This window comes from Serratia sp. C2(1), assembly GCF_036352655.1.
Lineage (GTDB): Bacteria > Pseudomonadota > Gammaproteobacteria > Enterobacterales > Enterobacteriaceae > Serratia > Serratia inhibens.
Window position 1 is genome coordinate 267,786 of the sequence record NZ_JAZFBA010000003.1, and the last position, 14,996, is coordinate 282,781.

General features: G+C 57.6%; 11 protein-coding genes. 3 read left to right on the top strand and 8 right to left on the bottom strand.

Features of this window, described 5'->3' with window-relative positions:
- Positions 1-6 precede the first annotated feature (6 nt).
- The 8 genes from nit1 to csrD form a co-directional block, all read right to left on the bottom strand.
- Positions 7-867, bottom strand: coding sequence for a deaminated glutathione amidase (gene nit1, locus V2S86_RS19295; protein WP_330763739.1), 861 nt, complete (start codon positions 865-867; stop codon positions 7-9).
- The gene (gene yhdP, locus V2S86_RS19300; protein ID WP_330763740.1) at positions 864-4,676 is read right to left on the bottom strand and encodes an AsmA2 domain-containing protein YhdP; all 3,813 of its coding nucleotides are present in this window, start codon (positions 4,674-4,676) and stop codon (positions 864-866) included. The genes nit1 and yhdP overlap by 4 nt, the downstream gene beginning before the upstream one ends.
- 95 nt (positions 4,677-4,771) lie before the next feature.
- Positions 4,772-6,241: a ribonuclease G gene (gene rng / locus V2S86_RS19305; RefSeq protein WP_065506651.1), complete on the bottom strand. Its 1,470-nt coding sequence runs from the start codon at positions 6,239-6,241 to the stop codon at positions 4,772-4,774.
- A gap of 38 nt (positions 6,242-6,279) precedes the next feature.
- Positions 6,280-6,864, bottom strand: coding sequence for a Maf family protein (locus tag V2S86_RS19310; RefSeq protein WP_330763741.1), 585 nt, complete (start codon positions 6,862-6,864; stop codon positions 6,280-6,282).
- An 8-nt stretch (positions 6,865-6,872) separates the two neighbouring features.
- Positions 6,873-7,361: a rod shape-determining protein MreD gene (gene mreD, locus V2S86_RS19315; RefSeq protein ID WP_065506653.1), complete on the bottom strand. Its 489-nt coding sequence runs from the start codon at positions 7,359-7,361 to the stop codon at positions 6,873-6,875.
- On the bottom strand, positions 7,358-8,362 hold the full coding sequence (gene mreC, locus V2S86_RS19320) for a rod shape-determining protein MreC (protein ID WP_330763742.1): 1,005 nt from the start codon (positions 8,360-8,362) through the stop codon (positions 7,358-7,360). Before mreC ends, mreD begins: the two co-directional genes overlap by 4 nt.
- A gap of 94 nt (positions 8,363-8,456) precedes the next feature.
- Positions 8,457-9,500, bottom strand: coding sequence for a rod shape-determining protein MreB (mreB, locus tag V2S86_RS19325; RefSeq protein WP_065506655.1), 1,044 nt, complete (start codon positions 9,498-9,500; stop codon positions 8,457-8,459).
- 412 nt (positions 9,501-9,912) lie between these two features.
- On the bottom strand, positions 9,913-11,844 hold the full coding sequence (csrD, locus tag V2S86_RS19330) for an RNase E specificity factor CsrD (protein ID WP_330763743.1): 1,932 nt from the start codon (positions 11,842-11,844) through the stop codon (positions 9,913-9,915).
- Between the two features lie 306 nt (positions 11,845-12,150).
- Between csrD and acuI the strand changes: the two genes are divergently transcribed.
- From acuI to msrQ, 3 genes are all read left to right on the top strand, one after another.
- A complete protein-coding gene (gene acuI, locus V2S86_RS19335; RefSeq protein WP_330763744.1) occupies positions 12,151-13,128 on the top strand; it encodes an acrylyl-CoA reductase (NADPH) in 978 nt (325 codons plus the stop codon).
- A 250-nt stretch (positions 13,129-13,378) separates the two neighbouring features.
- The gene (gene msrP / locus V2S86_RS19340) at positions 13,379-14,380 is read left to right on the top strand and encodes a protein-methionine-sulfoxide reductase catalytic subunit MsrP (RefSeq protein ID WP_330763745.1); all 1,002 of its coding nucleotides are present in this window, start codon (positions 13,379-13,381) and stop codon (positions 14,378-14,380) included.
- Complete coding sequence (gene msrQ / locus V2S86_RS19345; protein ID WP_311994619.1) at positions 14,381-14,980, top strand: protein-methionine-sulfoxide reductase heme-binding subunit MsrQ; 600 nt, start codon at positions 14,381-14,383, stop codon at positions 14,978-14,980. It begins immediately after the preceding gene.
- Positions 14,981-14,996 lie beyond the last annotated feature (16 nt).

Genomic DNA, 14,996 nt, shown 5'->3' on the forward strand with positions numbered 1-14,996 from the left:
ATTTTTTCACTCTTTATTGGAGGAGGTTTTTTCAAACGGCGCCGTCAGCGACGTCTGGAATCTGTTGTGTTGCAATACCGGCATTTGCGCGCGAAGGGTGTTGAGGCCGGCAGTGTCGACCCGTACTTTCAACGCCGAAACCGCATCCGGGTTTTCGGCCAGCACCTTGCCCCAACCGTCCACCGCCAGCGAGTGGCCCCAGGTGCGGCGGGTGGGGCCGTGGCTGCCCACCTGCGCCGGCGCCAGGATCACGCACTGGTTTTCAATCGCCCTGGCGCGCAGCAGGATTTCCCAATGCGCCTCACCGGTCACGCGGGTAAAGGCGGCCGGCACGGAAATCAGCTCCGCACCCTGTGCGCGCAGCGCCTGATACAGGGCCGGGAAGCGCAGATCGTAACATATCGTCATGCCAAGACGGCCGACCGGCGTATCCACCACGGTCAACTGCTGACCATGCTGGTACGTGTCCGATTCCCGATAATGGCCGTGGGAGTCGTTAATGTCCACGTCGAACATATGCAGCTTGTCGTAGCGCGCCCGGATTTCACCCTGATCGTCAAACAGCAGGCTGCTGGTGGTGATCAGCGCAGGATTTTCGCGGCTGATCAACGGCATAGAGCCGATCAGCAACCATACGCCATAGCGCCGCGCCAGCTCACGCACCGCCTGTTGCAGCGGGCCATCGCCCTGCGTTTCCGCATGCTGGCGATAAGCGGCAGAGTTGGCGAACAGCAGCGCGTTCTCCGGCGTCATGACCAGTTTTACCCCGGCATTGAGCTGCTTGATCTGCTGTTCAATCTGGGCCAGGTTATCGCGCACCCGATCGCCACTGCACAACTGTAACAACGCAACGTTAGCATTTCTCATGACGCCTTATTCTCCTTTGGCTTACGCAACACCTCGTTAATTTTCGGCTGATCCAGGCTGCCGCTGATGTGATAGCGAATCAGCGAGATCTTGTTCCACAGCGGCGCCAACACTTTGGAGGCGGCAAATACCGCCGCACCGACGATCGGGTTGATCACGAACGCCGTCGCCACGCCGACCGTGGCCGAGATCTCCGGCGCCACCACCGCTTCCATATCAATACGCCGACGCGCCAGATCAATCTGGCCATTCATGGCGATGTCCGCCGCCAGCCCGTCAACCAAAAGATTGTCGGTATGCATTATGCCATCTTTCATCCACGCGGTGCTGCGGATGGAGTCAAAGTAGAAGCCCTTACCGAAGGTATCACTGAAATCAAACTGCAGCTTGCGCAACAGGGCATCGAAACTCACCAAACGCAGCAACTGGCCGGCACGGCCGCCGCCGATGCTGTCGATCTCACCCTTGCCCATTTTAATCGTCAACGCGCCGCTGAGAGTGTCCACCTGCGGTTTCCAGGGTTGGCCACGCCAGTACAGGTCGAAATCGACATCGTAAGGCGCTCCCTTCAGCGGGGTGGTGATACCAAAGAAGGCGGCGGTTTCGTCGATCTTGCCGCCCAGCAACTTGCCTTTCAGCGAACTGCGCTCTTCCTGTGCGTTTTGCTTCCACAGGCCGCTGGCGGTCATGCGCCCTTTGCCGGTGTCGATCAGCCCATGCTCCAACGTCAGGGTATCCCCCTGATTGGCCAGATCGGCTTCGACCTTACCGAGGTTCTGCCCCATCACCCAGCACGACTTGCAGCGCAGCATCAGCGAAGGCCAGTCACTGAAGGAGACTTTATCCGCAGCGGCCAACGGGTTGGTCGCCGCCGGGGCGCTCTTGTCCGCGCTGAACTGCGGGTTGTAATAGAGGTAGTTGATGTCCGCACGCCATGGCCCGCGATCCGCGACCCGCAGGCTGCCGTCGACTTCATCGCCCTTGGCACTGACCAGCGTGCCACCCAGCTGTTTCTCCGCCGTCAGTTGCAGCTTGTGCCATGCCTGGCCGCCCAGCATCAATTGCGGCGTTTTCAGCGCCACTGTGGTCGGGAAATTAAAACCGCCCACCTGGCCCGAGCCACCGCCTTGTTTTAGCGCCGGCGCCAACAGCGCCAGCCATTTCTCGCCGTCCAGCGGCGGCAGATTCAGCGTCAACGAGGGGCTACCCGGCAACGGCGGCGTAGCGCCGGCGTCGGTTTGCCATGCGGCGCGCGCCAGCGTCACCTGCTTTTTGGCAAAGATCCATTCGCTATTGAACCGGTTTTGCTTGCCTGCGCTGCCGGTCAACATGAACCCATTCAGGCCGCCCTTCACCTTAACGCTCAACGGCAAGGACTCACCCGCCGGTTTATCCAGCGGCGAAGGTAAGTGACTGCTTACTTTCCTGAGGTCGGCATCGAGGCCAATGTCATAGCTGGCCGCGCCCTGATGTGGCAGGACGATCGCAACCTGGCTCTGCCAGGGCGCGCTGCCGCTCAGCGCGTCGCTCACTTCCTGCGGTATGCCGGGGAATTTAGCCGGCAACCAGTCAGCTTTCAGGCCAACATTGACCTTATAGTCACTTTTACCCTCTTGGGTGGTGAAATTCACCGCCACCGGCTGCCCGAACCAGTTAGCCGACAACGTGTCGCTTGTCAGATTGCCGTTATCAAAGCGGAATTTGCCGCTGACCTTTTTCAGTTCGCTTTCAATCGGCTTCACCAACAGCGAATTGTTGTTCAGCGCAACCTCACCCTGAGCACGCACCTGCTCGCCGTTCAAGGGGATATCGAGATGTAAGCGCCCACTGACATTACCGCCAATCTGCAGCTCATCCAGGGCAGAACCGAGCGAATCATGCAGCGGGGTCTGGCTAAAATAGTTATGGATCTCCGCACCTTCGCCCGCCACGTCGGCGTCAATCAGCAAGCGTTCTTTCAGGTAGTCCGGAATCACCGCCGTAATATTCTTGCCGTCCACCTTGCCCAATTTGGTTTGCGGAGCATTCATCCACAACCCCTGGTTGGCAAAGTCGAGATCGATCGCCAGATCGGTCAGCGCCGGCCAGCCCGGCTGGAACTGAAAGGTGGAATGACGCAGCGGCACGAACACTTCAAACTGCCCTTCGTTCTTGCGATAAGGGAAATGCTGCGGATCGCCGGCGTAAATCAGCGTGGCGTTATCCACCTGGCCGCCCTGGATGGCGCCGCCAAGGTAATCCACCAGATGCTTACCCATCAGCGGTTCGGGGAAGTAACGCCAGGCGTCCGCCCCATCGTACAAACGAATACCGGCCAAAATGCTCAGCCAGGGGTCGCCTTTCGCCGGTTGCTGGTAGCGGAAATCGCCGTTAACCCACAGCGATTTGGCCTTCACATCCAGGTCCTTGCTGGCCAATTCCCAGCCCTGATCGTTATAAAGCCAGGTCAGCGCACCGCGTGCGCTGCTGACTTCGAGCGGGGCGCGGAACATGTCGCCGTAAGGCAAGGTGCTGTTGTTGAGGCCCAACGTCAGGCGGCCATTCTCCACGCCGCCGCTCAACGCGCCGGAGAAGTGATTCACCCCCGGCAGCAGTTTCCAGTGCTGCCAACTGACATCCTGCCAACGGGCCTGAAAGCGGGTTTTTTCCGGTTGCTTCAGCGGGATGTCGAGCGCCAGCGCATCGAGCTTGCCCTGCGGCTGTAAATCGTTCCAACGCTCCAATACGTCCGGGCTGAGGAATGAAAACGTGGGCAACAACGCCGCCAGCCGCTCAAGCTGAATATCGGTGGCGCGGACGCGCAATTCCTCGTTCTGCCCCGGCCCCATAAATTCGGTATTTTCCGGCAACCACAGCGCCGAAAGCCGGCCCTGCGGCCAGGTCTTGCCGTCGGTTTGCAAACTGAGCTGCGGCACGTCAACTTGCCAGCCGTTGCCTTGGCGACTGAGCGCCAGCGCCAGGTTATCCACGTCCAACCGGTGCTGTTTTGTTCCCACGTTCCAGTTAGCCGCGCCTTGTTTCAGCAATGCGTTGCCACCGGCTATATCGCCGTTTTTAATCTGCAGCCAGGCCGCCAGGCTGAAATCCGCGCTCTCCAGGCCGGTATTGGCGCGCAGCCAGCGGGTAAACCACGGCTTCATGTCAATGTTATCGGCCTGCATATAGATCGTGCCGGTATTCAATAACCCCTGGTTATCGCGCAGATCCATGCGCAGCTGCACCACACCGTGCTGGCCGTTCAGCGTCGACAGGCTAAGCTGCCCTTCGGCACGGTGGCGATCGCGGCCATTAAGCCAGGTGAGCTGCGGGATTTCGAATTCGGCGCGTGCGCCGGAAGGCATGAGAAAAGAGACTCGGCTGTCGCGCAGATCAAAATGATCGAGCTGGTGCAGCATCAGATCGCTGATTTTGCCCGGCTCGATGGTGTTACCCTTGTGATCGTCGCCGCCCAGCGTGGTGTTCATATCGAGCTGGAATTGATAAAAGGTGAGATCGCGAAACTGCCAGCGCCAGTGCAGCAACGATTGCCACACGTCCAGCGCCAGCGTCACGCGTTCGATGTGCAAATTGCTCTTGGGCAGCGTGGCGCGCACGTTACGCATTTCAAGCTGCGGGCCGAAGGTTTCCCAACTCCCTTGCATGAAATCGACCTGGACAGGCACGCCGGTGAGGCTCGCCACTTTTTCCAGCACTTGAGGGCGGTACTTGTTCAGCTCAGGTAGTGCCAGACGCAGCCCGCTGATCAGTAACGCCACAACAACAATCAGAGTGGCGCCTGTTGCTAACAAAATCCCAGGCAGTCGCCTCACGCAGTTCTCCTTGCTTCCGCTGCCTGGCAACGGGAATCTCTCGACTGTTCGTCCTCACCCTACCTCGGGGTGAGGTATGGAGTGAGGGCCAACGATCACATCATGACAACGTCAAACTGTTCCTGGCTGTACAAGGGTTCGATCTGCACCTTAACTTGTTTGCCAACGAAGATTTCCACTTCGGCCAGCGCATGCGACTCTTCGCTTTTCAGCGCTTCGCCAACCGCCGCAGAGGCGTATACCAGGAAACGATCGGAATCGTAAGCATGGTGTACGCGCACAATTTCACGCAAAATTTCGTAGCAGACGGTTTCCACCGTTTTCACGGTGCCGCGCCCATTACAGGTAGGACAATCATGACACAGCACATGTTCAATGCTTTCGCGCGTGCGTTTACGCGTCATTTCCACTAAGCCTAGCTGAGAGAAGCCGTTGATCGTGGTTTTTACCCGATCTTTACTCAACGCCTGCTCCAGCGAGTGCAGTACCCGGCGGCGATGTTCGTCATTGTTCATGTCGATGAAGTCAATGATGATAATACCGCCCAGGTTGCGCAACCGCAGTTGGCGGGCAATGGCCTGCGTCGCTTCGATATTGGTATTGAAAATGGTTTCGTCGAGATTGCGGTGGCCGACAAAGGCACCGGTGTTGATATCCACGGTGGTCATCGCCTCGGTCTGGTCGATGATCAGGTAACCGCCGGATTTCAGCTCCACCTTGCGCTCCAGCGCCCGCTGGACTTCGTTTTCGACATCGTACAGGTCGAAGATCGGTTGGCTGCCGGTGTACAACTCCAGCTTGTCGGTGATGTCCGGAATGTATTCGCCGGTAAACTCCACCAGTTGATCGTGAGTCTGGCGCGAATCAATGCGGATCCTGTCCAACGCCGCACCGGCGAAATCGCGCAGAATCCGGTGCGCCAATGCCAGTTCGCCGTACAATTTGTATTTGGTCTGATTGCGTTTTTTGCGCTCCATGACCTTGGTCCACAGGCGCTTGAGGAATGCGGCGTCTTGCGACAGCTCTTCTTCGCCGATGCCTTCCGCCGCCGTGCGGATGATAAAACCGCCCAGCTCGTCGCAGTAGGCGGCTACCGCCTTTTTCAACCGCTCGCGCTCGGCTTCGCTTTCAATGCGCTGTGAAACGCCAACGTGCGCCGCCCCCGGCATGAACACCAGATAACGCGAAGGCAGGGTAATATCGGTGGTCAGGCGCGCACCTTTGGTGCCAAGAGGATCTTTCACCACCTGCACCATCAGATCCTGCCCCTGGCGCACCAGTTCGGCGATATCGCGCACGTGAAAATTCTTCTGCTCGTCACCGGCGACGCATTCGGTGTGCGGCATGATATCGGAGGCGTGCAGGAAGGCGGCCTTGTCCAGGCCGATATCGACGAATGCCGCCTGCATACCCGGCAAGACGCGGCTTACGCGCCCCTTATAAATATTGCCGACGATGCCGCGTTTGGATTCGCGCTCGATGTGGATCTCTTGCAGGATGCCGCCATCTATATAGGCAACCCGCGTTTCAGACGGTGTGATATTAACCAGTAGCTCAGCTGTCATGCCTTCTCCTCAGAGCCGGTCGATAATGGCAGCGCCCATCAACCGGTTCTTACATCACGTAATGCGACAAAATGACTGAGCAGCTCATGTGTTTCGACCAGCGGCAAGCCCATCACCGCGTGATAACTCCCGGTTATCGTTCTGACGAAACAACCACCCTTTCCTTGAATTCCGTAGGCGCCCGCTTTATCCATCGGCTCGCCCGTTGCAATATAGTCGCAGATATCCTGGTGTGACAGGTTGCGGAACGTCACGTCTGTCACCACCAACTGGCACAAAACGTCCTGGCTATCGGCGATCGCCACTGCGGTCATCACCTGATGCCGCTTGCCCGAGAGCACCGCCAGCATTTCTGCCGCATGCGTTTCGTCGCGCGGTTTTTCCAACACCCGGCCGTTGAGTACCACAATGGTATCCGCGCCCAGCACCGGCCAGTCTTGCTGCGCCAGCGCCACGCCCGCTTTGGCCTTGTCCTGCGCCAGACGGCGCACATAGGCTTCTGCGGCTTCCCCTTCCTGACGCTGCTCTTCGGTATCCGTCAGGATAATTTCAAACGGAACGCCCAGCAGGGTCAGTAATTCACGTCGACGCGGAGAGCCGGAGGCCAGATAAAGCGAAGTCATTGCAATCCTCATTGTACGGCGAACTGACGGCGTATTTTGCGCATCAGCAGGAACAACCACGGCCACAGAATGCCGTTAACCACACTACTCCAGAACACCTCTGGGCGGAAAGAGACGTTGATCACTAAAAACTCAGCCCAGAACACCACAACGTCCATCGCCAGGGATAACAGCACGACGATCAGCGCCTGTTGCCATAGCGCCATGTTGCGGAACAGCTGGAATTTGAACGCCACCAGGTAGGCGATGATGCCCAACGCCAGCGCACGTACGCCCAGCGTGGAGCCGAGGATCAGATCCATAACCAGCCCCAGCACGAAGCCGGTGCCGACGTTCACCCGGTGTGGCAACGCCATCACCCAGTAAATCAGGATCAAAGCCAGCCAGGACGGCCGGAACATATAAATTTGCTCCGGCCACGGCATGATTTGCAGCACCAGCGCCACCAAAAATGATAGCCAGATTATCCAGCGCCCGTTGCTGCGGTAACGGTTCATTGTGCGGCTCCCGCAGCGGGCGCGGCGGCCTGCGGCGCAGCGGCGCCGGTGGCCGCTGCAGGCAGGGACGGTTGCGGCCCCATGGCGTCGGCCGGCGGCAGCACCTGCGGCATCATCTGCATCAGGCGCTCATTGGCGACACGGTGAACTTCATCGGGCGGCAGCGGCATATCGCCATTGCGATCGGCCCCCCAAAGCAGCAGCAGGTAGCGCAAACGTTGCAGACCTGCGGTTGGCCGCGCCTGGATCACGGTATAGGCGCGCTGGTTATCCACTTTGACCGAGGAAACTACCGCTACCGGATAACCTTCCGGGAAACGGCCGCCCAGGCCTGAAGTCACCAGCACGTCCCCTGCGCGAATATCGGTATTGTTCGGCAGATGCTCGAGCTGTAAATCGTCGGCGCAACCGCTGCCTGCGGCGATCACCCGGATATCGTTGCGCAGCACCTGAATCGGCAGCGCGTGAGAGGCGTCGCAAATCAGCAGCACGCGGCTGGTGACCTTCGCCACCGCCACCACCTGGCCGACCACGCCTTTATCACTGATCACCGGCTGGCCTTCATAAACGCCGTTGTCCGAGCCTTTGTCGATCACCACTTGATCGCTATAAGGGTCGGAGCCGGTGGAGATCACCTGGGTGACCATTTTGTGTTCATCCTGGCGCAGCGGCGAGCCTAACAGCTCACGCAAGCGGGCGTTTTCCTGCTTGAATTGGCCAAGAAGAAGAGTATCGCTGTTTTTCAGCAACAGTTCCTGCCGCAGAGCTCGGTTTTCCAGCTCCAGCTGTTGGCGGGTAGCCAGCGTTTCTGAAACGCCGTCCAAAACTTTACGTGGCCCATTGGCCAAAAAATAGAAAGGGCTGACGGCCGTGTCCATGTAGGTGCGAATTTTCACGAACGTACCGAGACGGCTATCGGCAACGATCAGGCCAATGGCCGCAATCACCGCCAAAAAAAGTCGGAGTTGCAGGGAAGGCCCCCTGCTAAAAATCGGCTTCATAAATTATGCGAGTTCCTCGACAACAGAAAGAGGAACCGTACCTGATTTTCGCTTTGCGCTGTCATCCGATACGATTCCTCCTTCCTGGGGCTGACTATTCTTCGCTGAACAAATCGCCGCCATGCATGTCGATCATTTCCAACGCCTTGCCGCCGCCGCGGGCTACGCAGGTCAGTGGATCTTCTGCCACGACTACCGGAATACCGGTTTCTTCCATCAGCAGGCGATCCAGATTGCGCAGCAGTGCGCCACCGCCGGTCAACACCATGCCGCGTTCGGAAATGTCAGAAGCCAGCTCCGGCGGACACTGTTCCAGCGCCACCATCACCGCGCTGACGATGCCGGTCAACGGCTCCTGCAGCGCTTCGAGGATTTCATTGGAGTTCAGGGTAAAGCCGCGTGGCACACCCTCAGCCAGGTTACGGCCGCGAACTTCGATTTCCAGCACTTCGTCGCCCGGATAGGCTGAGCCGATTTCGTGCTTGATGCGTTCAGCAGTGGCTTCACCAATCAGCGAGCCATAGTTGCGACGCACATAATTAATGATGGCTTCGTCGAAGCGATCGCCACCGATACGTACGGAAGAGGAGTACACCACACCGTTCAGTGAGATCACCGCCACTTCAGTAGTACCGCCACCGATATCCACAACCATTGAACCGGTCGCTTCCGATACCGGCAAGCCTGCGCCGATTGCCGCAGCCATCGGTTCTTCAATCAGAAACACCTCACGCGCACCGGCCCCTTGGGCGGATTCGCGAATGGCGCGGCGTTCAACCTGAGTTGCGCCGACAGGTACGCACACCAGCACACGCGGGCTTGGTCGCATGAAGCTATTGCTGTGAACCTGTTTGATAAAGTGCTGCAGCATTTTTTCGGTCACGAAGAAATCGGCGATCACGCCGTCTTTCATCGGGCGAATAGCCGCGATATTGCCAGGCGTACGGCCCAGCATCTGTTTGGCGCCATGGCCCACGGCCGCAACGCTCTTGGGTGAACCGGCACGATCCTGGCGAATGGCAACCACCGACGGTTCGTTCAGTACAATGCCTTGCCCTTTAACATAAATCAGGGTATTGGCGGTACCCAAGTCGATGGACAAGTCATTGGAAAACATGCCACGAAATTTCTTAAACATAACTAAGGGATAATCCTGCAAGCTGGGGGCGGAAAATAAAATCCGCCTACTTTACCAACCACACGAAGCAGCGACAAGGCGCAAAAATGTTCTGCTTCGGTGAAAAATAGTCTGTATTGTTTCTGCTCGAATGCACGAAAATTGGATGAGGCCTGAATTCCCTGAACAAAGGCTCAGTTTACCACCCTGTCAGCGCACGAAACGGCGTAACACAGCTCATAAAATCTAACATATTCCCTGATTGACGCGGGTGGTAAGCACCTACCAACGTACAACAGAAAAGGGCTGACAAGAGCCTATATCAAATAGGCGTTCTTGTCGCAGGCAGTTTGGGGATAATCCCAAAATGACAGATAAAATAGCCCAGATGAATTGGCGCTCATTCTACGTCAATTTTTGCCCGGTATTCAGGTTAAACGCGATAACGGCGCGAATATTTTTTACGCCCCACGTCTATCGGCTCCGGCGGCGCAAAAAAGTCGCCCTGCCCGCCAAGGATCCCGCGTTCTTTCAGCGTCTGCCATTCGTTGTTCGTCCGCACGCTGGCGGCAAACACTCTGGCGCTGGTGCCTTCGCAGGCGCCGGTCAGGCTCTGCACGAACAGCTGATTTTCATCACGCTTATCAATCCCACGCACTAAACCAGGGTGGAGTTTGACGATCTCCACCGGTAAGGACTTGATATAGGAGGCACTGACCACGGTTAATCCCGCCTGAGAAACGGCAAGACGGCACCCCAATCCTGAAAGCAATCTCAGCACCGGGCGCAAAGGGTCGATATGTTGACACACATCTGCCTCTGCAAGTTCAATCAGAATTCGCCGACGGTGACTTTTTTCACACTGGAGCAGGGTATCGCGCAACCAGCGCTGGAAACTGCGCTGCAATAATGAATCTACGCACAGCGTAAATGCCAGCGTCTCTTCCGGCCACAGCGCCAGCAGGGGAAGGATGCGGCTGATATGCTGGCGATCGTAACTTTCAGCCAGCCCCAACTGCTGCACCAGCGGCATATATTCAGATGGCAACAGCTCTTGGGTTCCATCATAAATCCGGCTCATGATCTCACGGTGATGAACATCTCCCTCCACCGTTACCGCCGGTTTTTGATACAGGCGCGGACCGCCCCGCACCAGCACCTGCTCCAACAGGGTCCGCCATTTGACGCTGCCGCGCCCCTTTTCAGGCACCTGGCTGTCGTAAACGTACCAGCCGTTTCCTCCCTGTAACGTGGCGTGTCGCGTTGCCTGCTCCGCGTAATCAATCACCTGTTCGGTGGTTTGTCCGCTGCGATACGCCACGATGCCGATATGCAAGAACGCCTCGCGATCGATTAGCGCGGTTGAAGGGAGCGCGTCAATGGCATTCACCAGCTGCGCGGCGATGCCGTCCGCCTCTTTCAGCGTACGGTGCGGCAACAATACGGTGAAATCGCTGTGGAAATAACGCGCCAGCAGCGCTGCCGGATAGCGCATCACGAAAGTCGACAGCAAATTGACCAGCGAGTACATCAGTTCCTGTACCGCGTTGTTACCGTGGGTTTCCCGCAGCGTGTCGAAGTCGGGTAACCGCACCATCATGACAATGCCGTGCGAGCCTTCCTCCTCCAACTGAGTCGCCAGTTGGTTATCAAAAAACAGTCGGTTGTTCAGCCCGGTTTTGGCGTCCTGCGCGGCAAAGGCGCGGATCAGCGTATCGACCCGGCTACGCTCTTCACGCGCTTCCGCCAGATCCGCCAGCAGGCGATCAAGCGCACCGCTGACGTTCGCCGGCCATTCGCGCACATCGCCCTGCATCACACTCTCACGTTCGCCGTTAAGAATGCGCCGCGCACGGCGTTCCAGCCGATCCTCTCCCTCGGCCTGTTCACGCAACCAGCGCAGGCTGAACAGCAAAATCACCAACATCACGACGATCGACAGCGTGACGACGCCGGTGGATTGCAGCGAACGCACGTCGCTGGCGAAAGGATCGATATAGGTGATGTTAAGCGAACTGCCAGGGTGCTGCAGCAGAGGCAGGGAGACCTGACGGTAGCCGTTCAGCGAATCCCAGGGCAGCTTCAAAGTCGGCAGTTTATAGGTGAGGAGATTGGTGCGGCCGCTATCGACGCTGACGGCGACGATACCGAGCGGACGCATCACCAGCGGCAACCATTGTTGCTGTTCATCTGGGGATCCCTGCAGCATTGACTGATCGAGCGACGTCACCAACGAATCGAAGCGGCGCTCCAGGCGATCCTGAGTAACGTAGAAAAAACTGTATGAACACCCCATCAGCATCAAAAACATCGCCAGAGCAACAAGCAGGGTGATCAACGTAGACAGCTTCGTGGTAAATCGCATCCCTGTGCCCTGTCCGTTATGGTTACGTAAATTTTCACCTTTGGAGGTATAAAGGCCCCGAATCCGCTCAAATGAATGCAACTCAATACCTTGATTTTTAATTAATAACAAACCTTTTACTGCGCTCGTTCCGCCAACATAAGGCAGCAAATCACGCCGATCAACCTACCAAGCATAGCCAACGAAGAAAACCTTAAAACGTCATTATTTGTCCTTTATCAGGACATAAATTTCTTATTATGCATATAGTCAAATAAATCTGATTCAGCCATCTATGGCAAAAATGAAAACGCGAGGAAGAGTGACATGCGCGCACTGATATTGGAACAACAAGACGATCAAACTCTGGCTCACATCAAAGACATCAGCAGCGATCAACTGCCCGATGGCGATGTGACGATCGACGTCAACTGGTCCAGCCTTAACTATAAAGATGCACTGGCGATCACCGGTAAAGGCAAGATCATCCGCCAATTCCCTATGGTACCTGGCATCGACTTCGCCGGCACGGTACGCGACAGCACGGACCCGCGCTTTAAAGAAGGCCAGAGCGTGGTGCTCACCGGTTGGGGCGTCGGCGAAAATCACTGGGGCGGCCTGGCTGAGCAGGCGCGGGTATCCGGCGAATGGCTGGTGCCGCTGCCGCATGGGTTGGATGAACGCAAAGCGATGATCCTCGGCACTGCAGGGTTTACCGCCATGTTATGCGTGATGGCGCTGGAGGAAGGCGGCGTACGGCCGGATGACGGCGACATTCTGGTGACCGGCGCCAGCGGCGGCGTTGGCAGCGCGGCGATCGCCATTCTGACGGCGTTGGGCTATCACGTGACCGCGATCAGCGGCCGCGAAAGCAACATCGACTACCTGAAAGCGCTGGGTGCCAAAGAGGTGCTGTCGCGCAGCGGCTATCTGGAGGCGCCGCGTCCGCTGGAGAAACAGCTGTGGGCCGGCGCGGTAGATACCGTTGGCGACACCTTGCTGGCGCGAGTGCTGGCGCAGATGAACTATAACGGCGTCGTCGCCGCCTGCGGGCTGGCCGGCGGTTACCACCTGCCAACCACGGTGATGCCGTTTATTCTGCGCAACGTGCGCCTGCAGGGTGTGGACTCGGTGCATACCCCGCTGCACCGCCGCCAAACCGCCTGGGAACGCCTGGCCGGTATTCTTCCGGACAGCTTCTACCAGCAGGCCACGCAGGAAATTACGCTGGAACAGGCGCCGGCCAGCGCCGCGGCGCTACTGGATAACCAAGTCACCGGCCGCACGCTGGTGAAAATCCGCTAAATCCGCTCGCCCCCCGGCAACGGGGGGAAACCCGCTCTACGAAATTTCATATTTTCCTGTCACCTCTCGCATAAGCCCTGCTTTCACGCCATGCTTACATCGTAATGCCCCAGAGCGTTGCAGGGGGCACATCACGCTGCGCCCGCGTTAATCGGAGCGAAGATATTCGTCCACTCCGGTCAGACTGATCGGAGCAGGTTTGAACGCCCTATTTTGCAAGGCGACGGGTAAAAATGCGGAGAAAAACACCATGAGCAAATTCCCTAAATTGACCGAGGCCGATGTCACGCCCGAGAGCGTATTTCATCAGCGGCGCAAAGTGCTGCAGGCGCTGGGCATCACCGCCGCATCGCTGGCTCTGCCGCTCAATGCGCAGGCCGATGTGCTGTCATGGTTCAAAGGTAACGATCGGCCCAAAGCCCCGGCCGGCAAGCCGCTGGAATTCAGCAAGCCGGCCGTCTGGCAGGCGCAACTGGCCATGACACCCGAAGACAAGGTTTCCGGTTACAACAATTTCTACGAATTCGGCCTCGATAAGGCCGATCCCGCCGCCAATGCCGGAGGATTGAAAACCGAAGGCTGGAAGGTACGTATCGACGGTGAAGTCGCCAAACCGATCACGCTGGATATCGATGATTTGATCAAACGTTTCCCACTGGAACAGCGCATCTACCGCATGCGCTGCGTAGAGGCCTGGTCGATGGTCGTACCCTGGATTGGCTTTGAGCTGGGTAAACTCATTAAACTTGCGGAGCCGAACAGCAATGCACGCTACGTTGCCTTCCAGACGCTGTACGATCCGGAACAAATGCCGGGCCAGAAGGATCGCTTTATCGGCGGTGGCCTGAAGTATCCGTATGTCGAAGGGCTGCGTCTCGATGAAGCCATGAACCCGCTGGCGCTGCTGACCGTTGGCGTGTACGGCAAAACGCTGCCGCCGCAAAATGGCGCGCCGCTGCGGCTGATCACGCCATGGAAATACGGTTTCAAAGGCATTAAATCCATTGTTCATATCCGCCTGGTGCGTGATCAACCGCCGACGACCTGGAACCAGTCTGCGCCAAATGAATACGGTTTCTACGCCAACGTGAACCCGCACGTCGATCACCCGCGCTGGTCGCAGGCCACCGAACGTTTTATCGGTTCCGGCGGCATTCTGGATGTCAAACGCCAGCCGACGCGGCTGTTTAACGGTTATGCCGATCAGGTCGCGTCGCTGTATCGCGGGATGGACCTGCGGGAGAATTTCTAAGTGCGCTTAACTCCGCTTCACATCAAAGGGATTAAGATCGCCATTTATCTGGCGGCATTCCTGCCGTTTCTCTGGCTGCTGCTGGCCGTGGATCAGGGCTGGTTCAGCGCCGATCCGGCCAAGGATATTCAGCATTTTACCGGCAGAATGACGCTGAAACTGCTGCTGGCGACCTTGATGATTGCCCCGCTGGCGCGCTATGCCCGCCAACCGCTGCTGATCCGCTGCCGCCGCCTGGTGGGGTTGTGGTGTTTTGCCTGGGGCACGCTGCATCTGATAAGCTATTCGACGCTCGAATTGGGGCTGAGCAATATCGGCCTGCTGGGGCGAGAACTGGTGACCCGCCCTTATCTGACGCTAGGCATTATCAGTTGGCTGATTTTACTCGCGCTGGCCGCCACCTCTACGCTATGGGCAATGCGCAAACTGGGCGCCAAATGGCAGACGTTGCATAACTTCGTCTATCTGGCGGCGATATTGGCGCCGATTCACTATCTGTGGTCGGTAAAAACCTTTTCGCCACAACCTTTCATTTATGCTCTGCTGGCTATACTGCTGCTGGCGCTGCGATACAAAAAATTCCGCAATTGGTGGCGTTAAAGAGCGGAACTTTTCT

Excerpts from the sequence above, each read along its gene's own strand:
- mreD (WP_065506653.1), bottom strand. The coding sequence starts at position 7,361 with ATGAACCGTTACCGCAGCAACGGGCGCTGGATAATCTGGCTATCATTT.
- rng (WP_065506651.1), bottom strand. The coding sequence starts at position 6,241 with ATGACAGCTGAGCTACTGGTTAATATCACACCGTCTGAAACGCGGGTT.
- csrD (WP_330763743.1), bottom strand. The coding sequence starts at position 11,844 with ATGCGATTTACCACGAAGCTGTCTACGTTGATCACCCTGCTTGTTGCT.
- nit1 (WP_330763739.1), bottom strand. The coding sequence starts at position 867 with ATGAGAAATGCTAACGTTGCGTTGTTACAGTTGTGCAGTGGCGATCGG.
- mreB (WP_065506655.1), bottom strand. The coding sequence starts at position 9,500 with ATGTTTAAGAAATTTCGTGGCATGTTTTCCAATGACTTGTCCATCGAC.
- msrP (WP_330763745.1), top strand. The coding sequence starts at position 13,379 with ATGAGCAAATTCCCTAAATTGACCGAGGCCGATGTCACGCCCGAGAGC.
- acuI (WP_330763744.1), top strand. The coding sequence starts at position 12,151 with ATGCGCGCACTGATATTGGAACAACAAGACGATCAAACTCTGGCTCAC.
- V2S86_RS19310 (WP_330763741.1), bottom strand. The coding sequence starts at position 6,864 with ATGACTTCGCTTTATCTGGCCTCCGGCTCTCCGCGTCGACGTGAATTA.
- mreC (WP_330763742.1), bottom strand. The coding sequence starts at position 8,362 with ATGAAGCCGATTTTTAGCAGGGGGCCTTCCCTGCAACTCCGACTTTTT.